Here is a 19,202-nt window from a genome sequence, read left to right on the forward strand (position 1 = left end):
AACGGATCGGCCCGAAGCCTTCGAAAGTGGCTTGTAACTAATCGGGAGATCACTATTTTCTGAGATGAAATTGAGGCGAATATCGTATGAAACAATTAATTATAAACGGGGATGACTTCGGCTATTCGAGCGGAGTCAATTACGGAATCATCGATGCCCATCGAAACGGCATTTTGACGTCGGCCACGCTCCTGACCAACATGCCAGGGGCAGCCCAAGCGTATGAACTGGCTCGTGCTCACCCTGCACTCGGTGTCGGCATCCACTTAAATCTGACACTCGGAAAAGCCCTTTCAAGCGGACACGACACGCTTACTGGCAAAGACGGCAGCTTTCATCCTTGTTCTTACTACAGAAGCGGCGGTTCCGTTGATCCGGAAGAAGTGTACCGCGAATGGCAGGCACAAATGGAAAGCGCCCTTCGCGAGGGGCTGACCCCCACCCACTTGGACAGCCACCACCACGTCCACTCGTGCCCAGGGTTGACCGAAGTGTTTACCGAACTCGCGCGTGAATACAACTTACCGACGCGTACCTTGTTTCCCGAAGGCGCGGAGGTGGCGGTGAATGCTGGACAGAGACAGGAGGATGACAAGTTACGCGGCGTTCAGACAGTCGCTGCCAAGGAGATCCAGGCAGCGACGCCAGTGGATAAGAAGGAAAAAACTAACCCCGTGCCAAAGACGACGGTCCTCGGTTTTGCGCCTAAGACGCCTGACCATTTTGAAGCTAGCATTGACGTGCTTTATCAATCCCCGGACGTGCTTGCGACTCTATTTGCCGAAGCCGCAACGATAGAAATCATGACACATCCGGCCTACCTTGACAAACCACTCGTGGATCAGTCATCCCTTCTATATCCGCGCCTCGAAGACTTCACGGCACTAACCGACAAGACTATTTTGGATTCTCTTACCTCTGCCGTGAAGGTGGAACTCGTCTCTTACCGCGCCCTGCAGAGGGATTAAGAGGTTAGAAAAAGCACAGCACGCCGTCTTAGCGTGGATGTGCTTTTTTTAGGTGAAAAAGGCCCTGTTTATGTTTTTCACGATTATCGCAGCGTCACTCAGAGACGATGACGTCGCTATTTGGGTAAGCCATCGTATTCGCGGCATCGTGCAGACTTTATGACGTCGCTATTTTCACAAACCGCCGTTTTCACGACTTCATCCAGACCTTATGACGTCGCTATTTTCACAAACCGCCGTTTTCACGACTTCATCCTGACCTTATGACGTCGCTATTTTTGCACGCTGCCATTTTCATGGCGTCATTCAGTCTCTATGAGGACTCTATTTTCACGGACCGCATGTTTCATGACGTCATCCGGACTCTATGACGTCGTTATTTCCACGAGCCGCTGTTTTCACGACTTCATTCAGTCCCTATGACGTCACTATTTCTGCGAACCACTATTTTCACGACTCCATTCCAGCCCTATGAGGACTCTATTTTCACGAACCGCATGTTTCATGACTTCATCCAGACTCTTTGACGTCGTTATTTCCACGAGCCGCTGTTTTCACGACTTCATTCAGTCCCTATGACGTCGTTATTTCCACACACTGCTGTTTTCACAACGTCATTCAGACCCTATGACGTCGCTATTTTTGCACGCTGCCATTTTCATGACGTCATTCAAAGCCTTTGACGTCACTATTTTCACGGAACACATGTTTCGTGACTTCATCCTGACGCTATGACGCCGTTATTTCCACACACTGCTGTTTTCACAACGTCATTCAGACCCTGTGACGTCGCTATTTTTGCACGCTGCCATTTTCATGACGTCATTCAAAGCCTTTGACGTCACTATTTTCACAGAACACACGTTTCATGACTTCATCCTGACGCGATGACGTCGCTATTCCCGCGAACCGACTTTTTCATGGTTTCATTCTTCTTCTCGCTGGACGCGGTGCTGTTTTTTACTTGGTAGAGGGATAAGGGATAGAGGACCGGCTAAAATGCTACCTGGGACACGTTCATGACTTATTCCCCCACAAAGTTTGGTGTTTTTTTATTTAAAAAGGCATCGACGCCTTCTTGTTTGTCTTTCGTACCAAACAACACCGCCTGTAATGCTTTTTCCAATGCCATGCCGCTGTTCAGATCGGCCGTCGTGCTTTCGTTCAAGGCAATTTTAGCCAGTTTCACAGCAACAGGCGGTTTGGCAGCCAGTGTTTTTGCCATGTCTATCGCTGTTTCCAACACGTCTTCTTGCGGTACCACGTCATTCACGAGGCCGATAGTGAGCGCCTCTTCGGCGGTGATCACTTTTCCGGTCAAAATAAGTTCCTTTGCTTTCGCTAGTCCGACGAGCTTTGTGAGCTGCTGGGTGCCGCCGCCTGCCGGAAGAATGCCGAGATTGATTTCCGGCTGTCCCATTTTCGCAGTGTCACTGGCAATGCGGATATCACAGGCGGTCATCAATTCACAGCCGCCCCCGAGCGCATAGCCGTTCACCGCAGCAATGACCGGTTTGTGCGACCGGTACACATCGAGAAGAACATCCTGGACGGCAGATCCATAAATATCAAGCGGGACCCGGTCGCGAATCCAGCTAATATCGGCTCCGGCCGCAAAGGATTTTTTCCCCTGGCCGGTAATAATAATCGCGCGCACGTCGTCGTTCTCATTCATGTCCCGGACCGCTTTTTGGAGCTCCAGCCAGCTGTCCACGTCCATGGAATTACGCTTTTTTTCCCGCTCAATCGTGATGATCCCGACGTAATCTTCAACGGCCAGATTCATATGCTCGTAACTCATGTATCGTTCTCTCCTTTGGTGTAATCGTAGACACCTTTTCCGGTTTTTCTGCCGAGCCGATTCGCTTGTACATATTTTCGCAGCAGCGGACTTGGCCGAAACCTTTCGCCGAGTGTTTCATGCAAATATTCAAGATTGCGGAGGCGGGTATCGAGCCCGACGAGATCCCCGAGCTTGAACGGTCCCATCGGATAATTCAAGCCCAGCTCAATCGCGCGGTCAATTTCTTCCGGTGTACCGACGCCTTCCATCAGCATATGAAACGCTTCATTTCCGACTAAACTACTCATCCGGCTCGTGACAAATCCCGGAAATTCATTGACGACAACCGTTTCTTTTCCCATCTGCCGCGCCACTTTCTCCGTTGCCGCCGCGGTCTCGTCCTTCGTCTCGAGCCCGCGCACAATTTCGACGAGCTTCATTTTCGGAACCGGGTTAAAAAAGTGCATCGCAATCACTTTCTCCGGCTTCGATGTATAAGAACCGATCTCCGTCGGACTCATCGTTGACGTATTCGTTGCTAACATAACGTCCGCTTTCGTGTAGCGGTCGAGTTGTTCAAAAACATTCCGTTTAATGTCCATCTTTTCCGGCACGGCTTCGATAACAAAATCGGCTTTCTTCGCGTCTTCCTCCAGAGCCGTTGTGTACGTGATAGCGGCTTTTGCACGTTCGGCTTTCGCGGCGTCCAGTTTGTTGCGCTGTACGGCGCCTTGAAAAAAACCTGCGATCTCCGCTTCCGCTTGATTTAAAACATCCGTTGAAATATCATACAACGACACACGATATCCGCCAGCTGCTGCCGCGTAAGCGATCCCGCGACCCATAATACCGCCGCCGATCACCATTACGTTTTCTATGTTCAACACTTTCTCCTCCCTTGCTTGTAAATCTATCTTGCTTTGCGTGAATGTTATGGTGTCGCTCCGGGTTTGACGCTTCTATTCCTGCCCTCCTCGACTTTCATGACGTCATTTGGTGCCTATGAGGGCCTTATTTTTGAACCTTGCTATTTTCGCAACGTCATTGAGCCTCTATGAAGCATCTATTTGCACAACCTGCTATTTTCACAACGTCATTGCGCGGCTTTGAAGCCTCTATTTCCGCAACACGCCATTTTCACGACGTCATTAAGCGTTTATGAACCCTCTATTTCCGCACTCCGCTCTTTTCGCGACGTCATTGCGCGGCTTTGAAGCCTCTATTTCCGCACTCCGCTCTTTTCACGACGTCATTGCGCGGCTTTGAAGCCTCTATTTCCGCAACACGCCATTTTCACGACGTCATTAAGCGTTTATGAACCCTCTATTTCTACACTCCGCTCTTTTCGCGACGTCATTCCGCGGCTATGTTGCATCTATTTCCGCAATACGCTATTTTCGTGACGTCATTGAGCGTTTATGAACCCTCTATTTCTACACTCCGCTCTTTTCGCGACGTCATTGAGCGTTTATGAACCCTCTATTTCCGCAACACGCTCTTTTCACGACGTCATTCTCTAACGCGATGCTGCTGCGGGGATCCGTTCATGACTTTTACCGTTTATTTATTCAACGGGGCGCCGCAGTTGCCGCAGTGCTTGAAGTGTTCGGGGATGTCTTTGGTTCCGCATTGGCCGCATTCGAGCATGGGGGCGCCCCAGAGGTGCTCATAGGAATCGTTGTCTGCTAGGCGCTGGCGCAGCATGTGATAATCGGGTTTGCGTTTTTCAGTAAAGGCGCGGAGTCCCTCGAACGTTTCATAGGCGCCGGTGTGGACGGTGAGCCAGTCGCGCGCATGGCCTACGGTTGTATGGAAGGATTGTTTTCGCCAATAGTTGATTTGTTCCTTCGTGTAGCGCACGCATTCCGGCAATTTCTGCAACAGTTTCTGCGCCATGTTATCGACGGCATCATCGAGCTGGCTGTAAGGCACAACTTCGTTCACGAGTCCCCATTCGAGTGCTTTTTCTGGGCTGATTTCTTCATTGAGCCAGAGGATTTCTCGGGCACGGCGGTCGCCGACGATGAGCGGCAGCCACTGGGTTGCGCCTCCTGCTGCGACACTCCCGTGGGAATTCCCAACTTGGCGGATGTAAGCGTGGTCTGCCATAATGGCGAGGTCACAGTTAATGTTGAATTCGTTGCCGCCACCGACGGTCATGCCGTTTAGGCGGGCGATCGTCGGTTTTCCGATGTTCATTAATTTATCGTGAGCTTCAATAAACGCCCCCATCCATTTCCAGTAGTTATGCGGCCGGTCCATGATCTCATTGTGCTGCTCTTTCATGTCCGCCCCGGTGGAGAACGCCTTGTCGCCGGCTCCCGTCAAGACGACGACGCCGACCTCATTATCCCAGGACGCTGCTTCAAACGCTCGCGTCATTTCCCGAAGTGTCTGGAAGTTCAAGCAGTTGTAAACTTCCGGACGGTTAATCGTCACCGTCGCCACCATGTCTTTCTTTTCATACTTGACGTTTTCCAAATTCAGTTCTTCCGGCTGTGGGGGATTCAAAAAGTGATCCATCTTTCGTCGACCTCCTCCATATTGTTTTCACTTATAGTAAATGCAAGCCACATGCCAAAATCAGAAATTTCTTTAAAAATAAAAAAGAATGCGTCCGGTTTGTGTGCGGAGCATTCTTTTATCGTTTTTTTGTTGTAAGGGTTACCAGCCGTGTTCACTTTTTAAACAAAACCGTTCATTTATTAAACTTCACGGTGTTCATGTTGTGAACATTGGTGAGTTTTTTCCATAAGGTGGTCCGACTGATGTCGAGTACGCTGGCTATTTTTTGTTTGTTGCCGTTGTAGCGTTCCTCGAGTTCCTGGATGATTTGTTGTTCCATCTCTTTCATCGTGCCGATTTCTACCTCCATTCGATCAGCGAAATCTTTTTTACCGGAGTGCTTGTGCTTCTCGATATTTAGATGGTCAAAAATAAATTCATCTGCTTCGAGCTCGGAGCTGGACGATAACATTCGCAAACGTTCGACGACATTTTCCAGTTCTCTAATGTTACCCGGCCATTGGTGAGCCATGAGTTTGTTCCAGAGGCTTTCGCTCATTTCGCAGGGTTCCCCCGTTTTCTCCTGCCAAAAATAGCGAAACAGCGCTGGAATATCCGCTTTTCTTTCCCGCAACGGTGGAATCGTGACTTGCAAAATATTCAGGCGGTAATAGAGATCTTCGCGAAATTCGTCTTTCTTCATGCTTTCGTACAAATTTTTGTTCGTGGCGGAAATGACCCGGACATCAACAGGGATAATCTTCTGGCCGCCCACTCTCATGACTTCTTTTTCCTGCAGTACCCGTAACAGCCGCGTCTGCAGGTCGACTGGCAGGTCGCCGATTTCATCTAAAAACAGCGTTCCTTGATGAGCCATTTCAAACAAGCCCGCTTTCCCGCCTTTTTTCGCGCCGGTAAATGAGCCTTCTTCGTAGCCAAAGAGCTCACTTTCAAGCAAATTCGCCGGAAGTGCGGCACAGTTGATCGCAATAAACGGGCCTTCTTTTCGGTTGCTTTCATTATGGATGCTCTGTGCGAACAGTTCCTTCCCGACCCCGCTTTCTCCCTGGATCAGGACGGCGCTTTCGGACTTGCTGTAAACACGCGCGAGCTGGATAGTCTCTTCCATGACACCGCTTTCATATAAGATGTCGGGAAACGTATGTTTCGCGTAAAAACGCCGGTGATGCAGGCGGCTCCGTACGTCGGAGTTTAATTCGAGCAGCTGGTCAATTTCCTGAAAGGTGATCACCAGACTGTTTTCCCAGTCACCTAGCAACATCCGGTTTACGACAAAACGTTTGTCGCCGAGCGTGATAATGTCGCGGGTTCCTTCCTGCCCGTTATTCCACAGCTTACGAATGTAAGGATGCGTCACTTTTCCTACATAACGCCCGAGCATCTGTTCACGCTTCATCCCGATGATGTCGGCTGCTGCTTCATTGTAAACCGTTATCTTGCCTTCCTCATTCGTTGCAATGACCCCGTCAAACGCATTCGAGATGATCGTCTCCAAATGCGCTTGATGCAGTTTCTCTTTTTTATAGAGAACGGAAAGCTCGTACGCTTGCTGGAGCGCTTCCGAAATGGCGAGCTCGCTGGAGTTGACGACAAAAGCGGTCATCCCTTTTTTGGCAGCGGTCCGCGCCACGCACTGCGCCGTCCCCACCAAAGCAGGAGCACTTGTGCTGTCAAGCTGTTCGAGGTGTTCTGTAATTTCTTTTTCCAAATAATATTGCTTTAAGTCAATATCCACCCCAAGCAACTCTTCCATAAAAGATAAATCCGTCGTCGCTTCATGATCGTAATGGTCAATAAACGTAATCGTTTCAGAAATCTGTTTCGCTTCCCTGAATGCCTGTAACAAATCGTAATTGGAAAAAGTAATTTTAACGACGGGGACATCGAGCTTTTCTTCCAAAAAAGACGCGGTAGCCCCTCTTGCGACGATCACATTGACATCGTGCTCTTCCATCAGTTTGCGCGCCTGGTACAAGCCGCGATGGAGCGCGCCTTCCTTTATATGAACGGTTATGCCGGCCTTTGCGGCTATTTTTTCGACACTTGTCGTGAACTCCTGATACGGTGAAATTACCCCTACACTCACGTCTTCTCCACCTCCCCGGCACTTTCCGTTATGAACGGTTCAACTCACCATCCAGTGTGCCGTGCAGATATTCATAGCCTAACAACGCCATTTCGAGTGCCAGTCGCTTATGGTAGTCAAAAAAATCTGCCCCAATGATTTCTTCGATTTTGCGGAGCCGTTGATAGAGTGTCTGTCTCACGATAAATAAATCTTTCGCTGTCTCTTGCTTGTTGCCGTTATTTTTCATGTACGACTTTAACGTCAACAGTAACTCGCTGTTCCGACGCTTGTCATGTTGGACGATACCCACTAAATACTCGTTGACAAAATCCTCGAGCGCGTGGTTCTTCTCCATAAAATAGACGATCCGGTACGCGTGCAGCTGCTCATAAATCGGTGAAATGCCGGTGAGCCGCCGCTCCAGGGATTGCACAATCTGAGCCGTTTCATAGCTTTTGTTCAACTTTTCAAAATTGGTTTGCGGTTGGCCGACCGCAAAGGTATCAACGATCTTGTCTTTTCGCAGGACCGCAAACACGTCCGCAATTTCCTCATACAACTGCTTGGCTGGAGACTCTTTTACCGACAACAGCAAATAAACGGTCTGTTCCTGAAAAGGCGCTTTAATTAACGTAAAACCGCGCGCTTCAAAGAGAGAACGGGTGATCATGCTGTCGCCAAGCACCGAGGAATTATCATTTTTATGATGGCCTAAGCATACGACAAGGGAGGTAAATGTTGTATCCGGATAAATCGATTGAAGCTGGGTGCGAATTTCTTTATCCTTATATTCTCCGGACAACCAGCGCTGCAGCCATAACTCCTCCTTGCGCCGCTTCCGTTCTTCCACGTACATGGAACGCATCAATTCCTGGGCGAGCGCAATTTCGACACGGTCTGCCGCCAGCTTCTCAAATTCCCCGAATTCCTTCGCAGAATATATCGTTAAGTAAGCCATCGTGTGATTCATCACCTTGATCGCCCGAATATCTGAGTGCTTCTGAATCGCTTCTTTTAGGTCACTGGGAAAACTCATCGGCTCTCCTTGGGTCGGTTGAAACAACAATGAAAGTCCAGTAAATTGGTAAAATTCCTTCAATAAAGAGATGTGATTTTTCCCAGAAAGCAACGATTGGTTCAAGAGGGCCGACAATCGCTCTAGCTCTGTCACCATTTTATGATGGTAATTCAAAAATATGGCGTAATGATCTTGGGTAATATCAATATAGCGAACTTCTTTATGAAAAAGGATCAAGGGAAAATCATGCTTCTTTGCGAGCTGAATGGCAGACTCCGGCAGTTCTTTTGTATAGGCGACGAGCTCGATGCATAACCCGGCACAATCATTCTCAATTAATTGATGAAAAAAGGACAAACACGTTTCCTCATCATTTCTCCAGCCGAGTCCTGTGGACAGAATCAACTCCCCGCCGTTTAGCAGATGGCCCACGTTCGTCGAGTCCATCACATGAACCCATTTCACCTCACGTTTTAACGCGCTCGAAGAAGCAATGACTTCAGCTTCTTGAAAATAAGGCCTGTTCAAGAAATCTCCGACTGTAATACACTTTAGATTAACTTTCGCCATCACCCTCACCTCCTCCGTAAATAACGAATGCTGCTGTCTCGTTTTAAGGTATATGTATCTATTTCAAAATACCTATTAAGGGTGTATAGTTAATATCCATAATAGTTGAAATTTTGGATTTGTGCAACAAAAAAGATAACCCCGGAGAAACCGAGGTTATCTTCATTATACAATACGGAAACGCTTACATTCTTATTTTTATACGCTGATTTTATCTTTTTTGTCTTCTTCCATGTCTATTTGCCAATCTCTTCCGACGGTAAGTCCTAAATACTTCTCGTCGTCTGGATTTTCAATTTCTTCTTGTTTAAATTTCTTAAAGTACCAGTGTTTCGCGAGGAAGTAATAACAGCCGCCGCCGATAACAAATCCGAAGATGAAGGAGTAATCCATGAACAACATCGCGACACCACCGCCAATAACCCAAGAGATGATACCGGCTAGGTTTACGCCATTGTGGTAGCGGAACTGCCCTTCGCTCTTGTATAGATCTGGAACATTGACACGGCGCTTCCGCAAAATGTAGTAGTCAACCATGACAATTCCGATGATCGCTGACAAAATCGCACCGGAGAGAAGCAGATAAGGAACGATGACCTCAAATAACGCCCATGGCTGGAAAGCGGTTCCAATTAATCCTGCAAGAATAACACCTGCATAAAAAGGCACTTTCGGTCCGCCGGCATTTGAAAAGATAACGGCAGCCGGGATAACGTTCGCTGTCGTGTTCGTAGACCACTGGGCGAGCACGATCATGACGAGTAAAATAGCTAATACAATCCCAGAAGCTGTTTCTTGAAGCGCCACAACCGGATCAAAGTTACCGAGTGCGATGTAGGCGACGCCCCCAATTAGTACCATGAAGGTCTGAACGATCGGCATCGTAATCATATTACCGATAAAGGCACCTTTATTCCGTTTGAAAAAGTTCTTTTCGTACTTTGGTCCTTTAATAAAACGCGAAATTGACGGAATGTCTGTACCGAGTGTTGCCCAGAAACCCATCACCGAGAAAATCACGATAAGGAAGACACTGACAGCGCTCACACCATAAGCAGGTGCTTCCACACTGTTCCAGATACTATTTCCTTGACTGGCTGCTTCACCAGACAACACGTAGTAAATCCAGATAGAAATCAAAATGATGACTGGAGCCGCGAAATCCGCAAAACGCTCAACTGCTTTAATTCCGATCGCTGTATTAATTATTTGTGCGGTAGCGAAGATTGCGTAACAGAGAAACCAGTTGTCAAATCCAGTAAGAATAGTTAATATTCCATTAATGGCAGATGCTCCAAAAAACGTGTTTATACCGAACCATACTGATGCAGTAACACCCCGCGTGACCGAAGGGATGTGCGTTCCAATCGTCCCAAATGGTGCTCTTGCGTAAACGGGAAACGAAAGGCCGTGCTCAATGCCGATATCACCGACAACCGTAATGACGAGACCAATTAATAAACAACCAATAAATGCAGAAACCACAACCCAGCCGAGCGGAAGAGCAACTACTCCATCGCCGCCGATCGCAAAGGCAGCCAACACAACGGCCATACCGACCCACATAATCGCAAATCCGCCGGTCCCAACTTTCCTTTCATTGCTTCCAACTGGCATTAAATCCGGGGACTTTAAATAACTGTTCTTGTCACTCATGCCATTATCACTCCTTGGGCAAAATATTTTATTCGCACGACTGTACTACTTCCTCCTTTTGTCCCGTTTAGGGGTTGTATATAAAACTATACATCAACTCCCGTTTTCTGAAATCTTACATAGTGTTAACAATTCTGTCAAAATCGTTTTACTATTAAGAAAAGACTTTCATTGCTCCGAATAATATTTGTTTTTGCATGCATAATAAAAAATAATCATTATATCATTGCGAACAAAGAATACATACCACTGGAAAAGCTCACGAATGGATTAGTCTTTTTTACGCATAATATAGGGGAGAGTGTGCGCTCATGAACCGCAATAAATTTGGAAATGACAAGCTTGAAACGAGGTGAAACGCTTTGCCTGCGGCAGAAATGGTGATACGGATCTTTCTTTTCTTCATTGTTATTCTTGTGTTAACAAGAATCATGGGGAGAAAGGAACTGAGCAAGACTATATATCCGGGATTACAATTGGCGCGCTGACAGCAAACGTTGCTCTCAATCCAAAAATAAGTTTGCTAAACGGCTTTCTGGCCTTAGCCGTTTGGAGTGCATTAACCATTATCATAGACTTTTGGAACATTAAATCAAAAAGGTTCCGCAAACTCGTCACCGGGGACGCGGTTATCGTGATTAAAAACGGTGTAATTGTCGAGGATGCCCTGCGAAAGGTACGGCTAGACATTGATTCCTTACGCTCTTTGCTTCGTAAAAAGAATGTTTTCTCCGTCGCTGATGTGGCGTTTGCTGTCTTTGAAACAGACGGCAAACTTTCTGTATTGAAAAAGGAAAATAAACAGACTGTCACGAATGAATCGCTGAACCCGGCGTTTGTTCCAGTTAACCCTGACTTTTTGCCGACAGAAGTTATTTCGGATGGTACGGTCAACCAAAAAAATATAAAAAAGCTCAACCTCCGTGAAAACTGGATCACCCATCAAATTAAAAACGCAGGCCTGTCCTCTGTTTCCGATGTTTTCTACGCCGAGCTGCAAAAAGACGGCACCCTCTTCATCGACCACAAAAAACAGCCGTCCCCATCTTAAATGATGAGAGACGGCTGTTTCGCACGTCTACTATAGTGTTGTTGTTTCGTTCGTACTCTGTTTTGACATCCTCATACGCAGCCAATGATGCCTTTATTTCTTCCTTTTCTGCTTTTCATGCCTTCATAGGATGCGTATAGCGTTGTTATTTTGGTGCTTCTCGGATTTCATGACGTCATAGGACTCGTATGGGGGTGTTATTCTGACTCACTTCTTTTTTGATGGCTTCATTGAACCGCTATGAGGATGTTGTTTCGTTCGTACTCTGTTTTGACACCCTCATACGCAGCCAATGATGCCTTTATTTCTTCCTTTTCTGCTTTTCATGACTTCATAGGATGCGTGTGACGTTGTTAATTTCTTGATTCCCGGATTTCATGACGTCATAGGACTCGTATGCGGTTGTTATTCTGGCTCACTTCTTTTTTGATGGCTTCATTGAACCGCTATGAGGATGTGATTTCGTTCGTGCCCTGTTTTGACATCCTCATACGCAGCCAATGATGCCTTTATTTCTTCCTTTTCTGCTTTTCATGCCTTCATAGGATGCGTGTGACGTTGTTATTTTGATGCTTCTCGGATTTCATGGCGTCATAGGACTCGTATGGGGTTGTTATTTTTGCTTGCGACTATTTTAACGACTCCATCGAACCGCTATGACGCTGTTATTTCGCTCATTCGTGCTTTTCACACCCTCATACGCAGCCAATGATGCCTTTATTTCTTCCTTTTCTGCTTTTCATGACTTCATAGGATGCGTATGGCGTTGTTATTTTGGTGCTTCGCTAATTTCATAACGTCATAAGACTCGTATGGGGTTGTTATTCTGGCTCATGCCTCTTTTGATGGCTTCATTGAACCGCTATGAGGATGTTATTTCATTCGTTCTCTTTTTTCACGTCCCCATACGCAGCCAATGACGTTGTTATCACGCTGTCCTGCGGTTTTCATGGCTTACTTTACCGCGCGCAGGATCAGGGTGAGGATAAAGATGAAAATAATGGCGCCAAGTAAGGCGGGAAAGATGGCAATTCCGGCCAAGTCCGGTCCCCAGCTTCCGAATAAGCTGCTTCCGATCCATGATCCGACAACCCCGGCGACGATGTTACCGATAACGCCTCCAGGCAAATCTTTTCCAAGAATGATCCCGGCAATCCAGCCAATAATACCGCCAATGATTAAAAAGAGAATAAGTCCCATATGATCAGCCTCGCTTTCATTCTTTTTTTACTAAGGGGTGTAAGACCTCCTTTCCCGCTCCGTCCTTTTTTCAATCCTCCTTATAAAGTTTACGCACCGCTTGCCGCTCATATGAGTCAAAAAAATACCCCGTCTCCTCCAAGGAAGAGCGGGGCCGTAACGATAACTTAAACCGGTTTCGCGAGGGATGGCTTTTTCCCTTTCATGGGGTTTGTCTGTTCAAACGCAAGGCCGGTATTTAACACGAGATCTTCACGGAGGGCCGGCCCGATGATCTGCATCCCGACCGGCATATTATCACGCGCAATGCCGCACGGTACAGAAAGGGAAGGCAGGCCTGTTAGATTTCCGGGACCGGTGAAGCGGATAATGTGATTGATCAAATCAACCTGTTCTCCGTTTAAATTCACGGTATCCGCGCCAATTTCAGGTGGTACAATAGGAAGAGTCGGAGCGATTAATACATCGATTTTTTCGAATGCTTGTTGGAAGTCGAGTTTAAGCTGGCGTCTTAGTTGCTGGGCCTGCAGGTAATCGACAGCGGAAGGAAGCTCTCCCAGTTCGAAAAGAAGACGGATATCGCTTCCGTAATCGTCGGGGCGCGTCTGAAGGTTACGGTGGTGAATGGCTGACGCCTCCGACAAGCTCGTCACCAGCTCCGCATACTCGGCATGTTTTAAGCCGGGAATCCTGATGACCTCTATCTTCGCTCCCTGCTTCTCGAGCGTTTCTATTCCTTTTCTAACGAGTTTTTCCACTTCCGAATCGACTTGGTTAAAGAAGTATTCTTCATTTACGCCGATAACCAGATCTTTGACATTTCCGGTGAGCTTGTCCACGTAGTTTCCAGTTGGTGCCTGAAGCGAAGTCGGGTCGTTCGGATCGTACCCTTCAATCACTTCTAATAATCCAGCGGCGTCTTTTACTGTTTTCGTCATCGGGCCAATATGGTCAAGAGTCCAGGCTAACGGGAAGCACCCGTACTTACTGACTCTGCCGTGGGTCGGTTTCAATCCGACAATCCCGCAGGCAGAGGACGGAATACGAATCGAGCCTGCCGTGTCTGTTCCTAACGACGCAACACTCATATCCGATGCCACGGCGGCACCCGAACCACCGCTTGAGCCCCCTGGAATCATATCCGTGTTCCATGGGTTCCGGCACGCGCCAAAATGAGGATTATTGTTCGTAATGCCCCAGGCGTATTCATGCATATTCAGCTTGCCTGTAAATACGATGCCCGCGTCTCTCATTTTATCAATAATCGTCGCACTGTAGGCCGGTTTAAAATCCCGATCTATTTTTGACGCCATCGTCGTTACTTCATCTTTAAAATAAAGATTGTCTTTCACGGCCATCGGAATGCCATGATACATCCCTTTATACGTGCCGGAAGCAATCTCCTCATCTACCTTGGCCGCTTCTTTTTCTGCTTCCGCGCGTCGCATGGATACAAATGCATTAATTGTTTCATCCGTGCTCTCTGCGTGATCGAGCACCGCTTTTGTTAATTCCAGCGAGGAAACCTCTCTTTTTTGGATAAGCGGTGCTAGTTCTTCTACCGCCTTCGTCACCAACTCTTTACTCAATGTGGTCACCTCCCGGAATATTACGGAGTGAAATGTCGTAATCAGCCAACTTCTCTTGTTCCGTGGCTTCTTTCAATGCTTGCATCCCTTCCCAGCGTGTTTGTAGCATTGGCAAATGATCTTCTTTCACACGGATGTTTTTGCTCGCGAGTACTTCCTCGATTGCTGCCTTCACTGTACACACTCCTCCTGAAAAAATAGTAGGACCCTTCTATTTCGCAATTCTCCGGAGCCGCCAGCCCTCGCCCTTACTAAATGCAATTCCTGTGCCATGCCGCTTGCTCCGCCCTTCCCGCTTTTTATCCAAGAAAGATTGTCTCAAAAAAAGACAAAAATATTTCCAAATGTTCAGATAGTTGTTGTAAAATAGGGGTACACCATCCTTGTCCGATTTTGAAACAATTTTCTTAAAATGCTACACATTTGGAGGGAACGTGGCGTGCCTATTAAAATCGGGTTATTATTTTCATTAACCGGTACGACAGCGATCACGGAAAAGGGCCAGTGGGAAGCGGCCAAGTTTGCACTCGCCGGCTGTGAGAACCATGCATTTACGTTTGAAGCCGTCACCCGTGACATTGCTTCTGATCCGATACAGACAGCCCAGGCGGCGGAGGAACTCGCGAAATCAGGCGTTACCATTTTTATCGGCTGCTACACGTCCGCCTGCCGGAAAGCGGTGCTGCCTATTTTAGAAAAATACGGCTGTCTTCTCGTCTATCCGACACTCTATGAAGGACAGGAGTGTCATCCGCATGTTTTTTACACTGGCGAAGTCCCCAATCAGCAAGTACATACCCTCTTAGACTACGGAACCCGCCATTTCGGGAAGCGGGTGTATGCCGTCGGCAACGATTATATCTATCCCCGGGAAACGAATGAACAAGTGAAGACTTTTCTAAAAGAAAAAGGCGGCTCTCTCGTTGGAGAACGATACGTGCCGCTCGGCCATGCCTCTTTTTATGAGATGATGCAAGATATTCTTTTAACCAAACCAGACTTTATCTTTTCTACGTTAGTCGGCAGCAGTATTATCCCGTTCTATCAGACGTATCAGCGCATGTCTCTTGATTTTCAGACGATGCCTATTTTCAGCCCGATTACGAAGGAGACAGAAATAACGGCGATGGGAGCTTCATACGGAAAAGGCCACTTCAGCAGTGCCAGTTATTTTCAGTCCCTCCCTTCTCCGGAAAACCGAGCTTTTGTCACCAGCTTTCAACAATTTACCGGTGCTGAGACACCAATCTCTTCCGTCATGTTTAACACTTTTTTAGGGACAAAAATGGTGATCGACAGCATTATGGAAACGGCCAGGACGAACTACCGCGACATTATTTATCACTTAAGCGGGCAACGATTCAATACGGTTTGCGGAACAATCGAAGTGGACCCGGATCACCGCCATCTCTCCCGTCCGGTGAAAATTGGCAGAGTGTCTAAAGACGGCCAGTTTGAGACGGTTTGGGATTCGGAAGGGAAAATTACACCGAAACCGTTTAAAGTGAAGACAAAGCAAGCGGACTCCCTTCATGAACTTATCCTCCATACATGGGGAAAAGTAAGTGAAGAAGCAGTTATCGTGCTCTCCGATACAAACAGAATTATGTATGTAAGCAAAAAAGCGGCAGCGCTGACGCATTGGCAGGAGAATAAGGTAGTGACGCCGCAGATGCAGCGTACCTTGGCAGCCGCGTTTCACATCGAACGTTTTCCTGCCGACAACCAGCAGCTTCTCTTTTTAAAACAGAAAGACGCGGTTGGCCCGCAGCCTAAAGATTTGGTGACATTCGGCCGTATTAGCACGCTCAGTGCAGCCTATCAAAGGGAATTGGAAGTAGCCGGAATTGCTGCCCAGTCTGCCGCGAACGTTCTGATTCTTGGAGAAACAGGCACCGGAAAAGAAGTCGCTGCCCAGGCCATACACGAGGGGAGTGATCGGAAAGATGGTCCCTTTGTCGCGATTAACACGGGGATTCTGCCAAAAGATTTAGCAGCAAGTGAATTGTTCGGCTTCGTGGAAGGAGCGTTTACAGGAGCTCGCAAAGGCGGCGCAATTGGGAAATTTGAAGCCGCTCATAACGGGACTTTGTTCTTGGATGAAATTGGCGAGATGCCGCTCGATCTGCAGGTCGCGCTGTTACGGGCATTGGAGTCGAAAAGCATCGTCCGGATAGGCGATACGAAAGAACGTCCTGTTAACGCCCGCATTATTGCAGCGACCAACCGGGCACTGGAAGAAGAAATCGCCTATGGCAGCACGTTCCGCTCGGATCTTTTTTACCGATTAAACGTTTTGTCATTCACGATTCCTCCCCTCCGCGAACGTCCCGAAGATACTGCCCATTTGAGCAGCGAATTTCTTGAGCACTTCCGACACGTATACGGAGACGGGCCTGCTTCCATCGAAAAAGAGGCAATGCAAATGCTGGCCGCGTATCACTGGCCGGGCAATATCCGCGAATTGAAAAACATCATCGAACGCGCCTTCCTGCTCGCGAGAAAAGAAGGAGTGCCTATCGCACCGAAGCACCTGCCGCCTGTTTTGCACGGGGTCGTACAACGTAAAACACGGACCATCGGGTCGTTGAAATCATTGGAAGTGGAGAAAATCAAGGAAGCGTTAGCAGCAGCGAACACTGTCACCGAAGCCGCCTCCGCGCTCGGTATCGCCCGCAGCACCCTGTACCGAAAAATCAAAGAACACCGCTTATCGTTGTGAACCGTAAGCAGCATCAAAAGGGAGCTGGACGCATCCAGCTCCCTTCGGTGTGATCCGAAAAGACATCCACCGCTATTTCCTATCCATCAATCATCGTTATGCTCACTGCCATAGTCTTTGCCTCAATTATACTGGGATCGGTTTCCTAAATAGCGGAACACCAGGGTCTGGACGACGATCCCGATAAGAAGCAGAATAACCACACTTCCAATGAAAGAAGACAGGATATAGAGAACACCTGTGACGGCGGCGGTGACAAGCGCGTACGGAATCTGAGTCGTGACGTGTGCGATGTGGTCCGACCCGGCGAAGATCGATGCCATGACGGTTGTATCGGAAATAGGAGAAATATGATCCCCGAATATCGCGCCGGCGAAAATTGCCCCAATAACGACCGGAATAAACTCAACCCCGCTAATCGTAAACGCGAGCGGAATCGCAATCGGTGTGAGAATGGTCATCGTACCCCAAGACGTTCCGGTCGCAAACGAAATGAACATCGCGACGATAAAAATGAGCAGCGGCAGAAGTCCGGTTGTCATCCAGCCTTCCGTCAAACCGACGACATACTCGGCTGTGCCAAGCGTATCGACAACGGCGCCGATGGACCAGGCGAGCACCATAATAATGAGCGCCGGCAGCATCGTCCGGATCCCCGCGAGCATCGTTTCCTCGCACTCTTTTAGAGACATGCCTTGAATGAGGCCGATCACGAGGCCAACGATCGTCATCGCAAAAGCAGCCCACGTCAGCGCGACGGAAACATCCGTATTTTCAAGTGCTTCCATCAGCGACAACCCGTCAGGTCCGCCCCCTGTGTACCAAAGACCGAATATCCCGACAACAATTAACGTCGCAAGTGGCAGAATAAAATACCAGACGGACGGTTTTCTAGCAGATTCAAACGGCTCCCCGATATCTTCTTCAACCGACGAAAGCGGCACGGCCCCTTCTTCAATGAGCTGGCCGGTTTCCCGGGAACGTTTTTCCGCCTTCGCCATCGGGCCGAAATCTTTTCCCAAAATAACCGTCAGAACAGCCAACAATGATAAAATCGCGTAAAAGTTCCACGGAATTGACTGTAAAAACATTGAGTACGGCTGGGCGTCCACGAGGCTGAGCGCCGCAAAAGAACCGGCAATCACAGACACTTGAAACCCGATCCAATCCGAAACCGGACCGATCGTCGCCATCGGTGCCGCCGTCGCGTCGAGCACGTACGCCAGTTTCTCCCGCGATACCCGGTAGCGCGCGTTCAAATCCTTCGACGCGTTCCCAACAATCACCGAATTCACATAGTCATTAAAAAATACTAAAATACCAAGAATATACGCAAATAACAGCGACCGTTTTCCCGACGTGATCCGTTTTTCAAAAGTTCGGATCAGCGCCTGCGTCCCCCCGACTTTAAACAACAACGCAGCCCCGGCACCAAGAAAAGCGATTAACACAAGGAAACGCGCATTCCACGGGTCGATCATGACATCTTTCATCCACGTGAACGTTTCCGCAACGGCTGCAAGCGGATTGCCATTCGCCGCGATGAGACCGCCGACCCAAATACTAATAAACAATGAAAGCAAGACGCGTCTCGTTATAATCGCAAGCGCCACCGCCACGAGCGGCGGAACAATAGAGAGAATGTCCACTTCCCTCCTCCTCCCTTCCTATATTTCTACTAACTTATTCTCCTGTTCCCTCCCGTATGTTCCCAGCAATCCCCTTTTTTTCGACAAAAAAGCCAAGCAGAGGATGGAAGCCTCCCTGCTTGGCGGTGGATGATTTGCGGTCTTTTGCATTTTTCATGAGACCTCAATTGCTTGGGGCATGGGCGTTTATGGTTTTATCAAGCATTTATAAGACCAAGTTTGGCTGCATCTCCTGCCGTTTTAGTCTTATCAAGCGTTCATGAGACCAAATTGGGCTACATCCCGTACCGTTCTGGTCTTATCAAGCGTTCATGAGACCAAATTTGGTTGCATTTCATACCGTTTTGGTTTTATAAAGGGGCTTGGAGTCTGGTTTCGGCTGAATTTCCTTCCCGACTTCTC

Annotated in this window: 13 protein-coding genes; 3 read left to right on the forward strand and 10 right to left on the reverse strand. The window is 48.1% G+C overall.

The genetic code is table 11. The annotated features are described in order from the left end of the window. The first annotated feature begins 86 nt into the window (after positions 1-86). Positions 87-968 (forward strand): carbohydrate deacetylase, encoded by an 882-nt coding sequence (locus tag LOR49_RS11830; RefSeq protein ID WP_240376936.1) that lies wholly within the window; start codon positions 87-89, stop codon positions 966-968. Positions 969-1,992: 1,024 nt separating this feature from the next. Here the strand turns inward: LOR49_RS11830 and LOR49_RS11835 are convergent. The 6 genes from LOR49_RS11835 to LOR49_RS11860 all read right to left on the reverse strand — a co-directional run bounded on the left by LOR49_RS11835 (position 1,993) and on the right by LOR49_RS11860 (position 10,589). After that, complete coding sequence (locus tag LOR49_RS11835) at positions 1,993-2,769, reverse strand: enoyl-CoA hydratase/isomerase family protein (protein ID WP_240376939.1); 777 nt, start codon at positions 2,767-2,769, stop codon at positions 1,993-1,995. Continuing rightward, on the reverse strand, positions 2,766-3,617 hold the full coding sequence (locus tag LOR49_RS11840; protein WP_240377032.1) for a 3-hydroxyacyl-CoA dehydrogenase: 852 nt from the start codon (positions 3,615-3,617) through the stop codon (positions 2,766-2,768). Before LOR49_RS11840 ends, LOR49_RS11835 begins: the two co-directional genes overlap by 4 nt. Before the next feature lie 694 nt (positions 3,618-4,311). Continuing rightward, on the reverse strand, positions 4,312-5,274 hold the full coding sequence (locus LOR49_RS11845) for an enoyl-CoA hydratase/isomerase family protein (protein ID WP_240376941.1): 963 nt from the start codon (positions 5,272-5,274) through the stop codon (positions 4,312-4,314). A 175-nt stretch (positions 5,275-5,449) separates the two neighbouring features. Beyond that, positions 5,450-7,363, reverse strand: coding sequence for a sigma 54-interacting transcriptional regulator (locus LOR49_RS17650; protein ID WP_240376943.1), 1,914 nt, complete (start codon positions 7,361-7,363; stop codon positions 5,450-5,452). A 28-nt stretch (positions 7,364-7,391) separates the two neighbouring features. Continuing rightward, complete coding sequence (locus tag LOR49_RS11855) at positions 7,392-8,933, reverse strand: PucR family transcriptional regulator (RefSeq protein ID WP_240376945.1); 1,542 nt, start codon at positions 8,931-8,933, stop codon at positions 7,392-7,394. A gap of 198 nt (positions 8,934-9,131) precedes the next feature. Beyond that, entirely contained in the window at positions 9,132-10,589 is a 1,458-nt protein-coding gene (locus LOR49_RS11860) for an NCS1 family transporter (RefSeq protein ID WP_240376947.1), read from the reverse strand. 352 nt (positions 10,590-10,941) lie between these two features. Here LOR49_RS11860 and LOR49_RS11865 point away from each other — a divergent pair, with 352 nt between their 5' ends. Further along, positions 10,942-11,640 (forward strand): DUF421 domain-containing protein, encoded by a 699-nt coding sequence (locus LOR49_RS11865; protein ID WP_240376948.1) that lies wholly within the window; start codon positions 10,942-10,944, stop codon positions 11,638-11,640. 954 nt (positions 11,641-12,594) lie between these two features. On the opposite strand, the gene LOR49_RS11870 is transcribed toward LOR49_RS11865, so the two are convergent. The 3 genes from LOR49_RS11870 to LOR49_RS11880 form a co-directional block, all read right to left on the reverse strand. Beyond that, positions 12,595-12,840 (reverse strand): GlsB/YeaQ/YmgE family stress response membrane protein, encoded by a 246-nt coding sequence (locus LOR49_RS11870; protein WP_240376949.1) that lies wholly within the window; start codon positions 12,838-12,840, stop codon positions 12,595-12,597. A gap of 167 nt (positions 12,841-13,007) precedes the next feature. Beyond that, a complete protein-coding gene (locus LOR49_RS11875) occupies positions 13,008-14,429 on the reverse strand; it encodes an amidase (protein ID WP_240376950.1) in 1,422 nt (473 codons plus the stop codon). Further along, positions 14,422-14,604: a hypothetical protein gene (locus LOR49_RS11880; protein WP_240376951.1), complete on the reverse strand. Its 183-nt coding sequence runs from the start codon at positions 14,602-14,604 to the stop codon at positions 14,422-14,424. Before LOR49_RS11880 ends, LOR49_RS11875 begins: the two co-directional genes overlap by 8 nt. A 264-nt stretch (positions 14,605-14,868) precedes the next feature. Here LOR49_RS11880 and LOR49_RS11885 point away from each other — a divergent pair, with 264 nt between their 5' ends. Continuing rightward, positions 14,869-17,151: a transporter substrate-binding protein gene (locus LOR49_RS11885; protein ID WP_240376952.1), complete on the forward strand. Its 2,283-nt coding sequence runs from the start codon at positions 14,869-14,871 to the stop codon at positions 17,149-17,151. A gap of 122 nt (positions 17,152-17,273) precedes the next feature. On the opposite strand, the gene LOR49_RS11890 is transcribed toward LOR49_RS11885, so the two are convergent. Further along, positions 17,274-18,800, reverse strand: coding sequence for a Na+/H+ antiporter NhaC family protein (locus LOR49_RS11890; RefSeq protein ID WP_240376953.1), 1,527 nt, complete (start codon positions 18,798-18,800; stop codon positions 17,274-17,276). Positions 18,801-19,202 lie beyond the last annotated feature (402 nt).

Source organism: Bacillus piscicola (assembly GCF_022458745.1).
Classification (GTDB): domain Bacteria; phylum Bacillota; class Bacilli; order Bacillales; family Marinococcaceae; genus Alteribacillus_A; species Alteribacillus_A piscicola.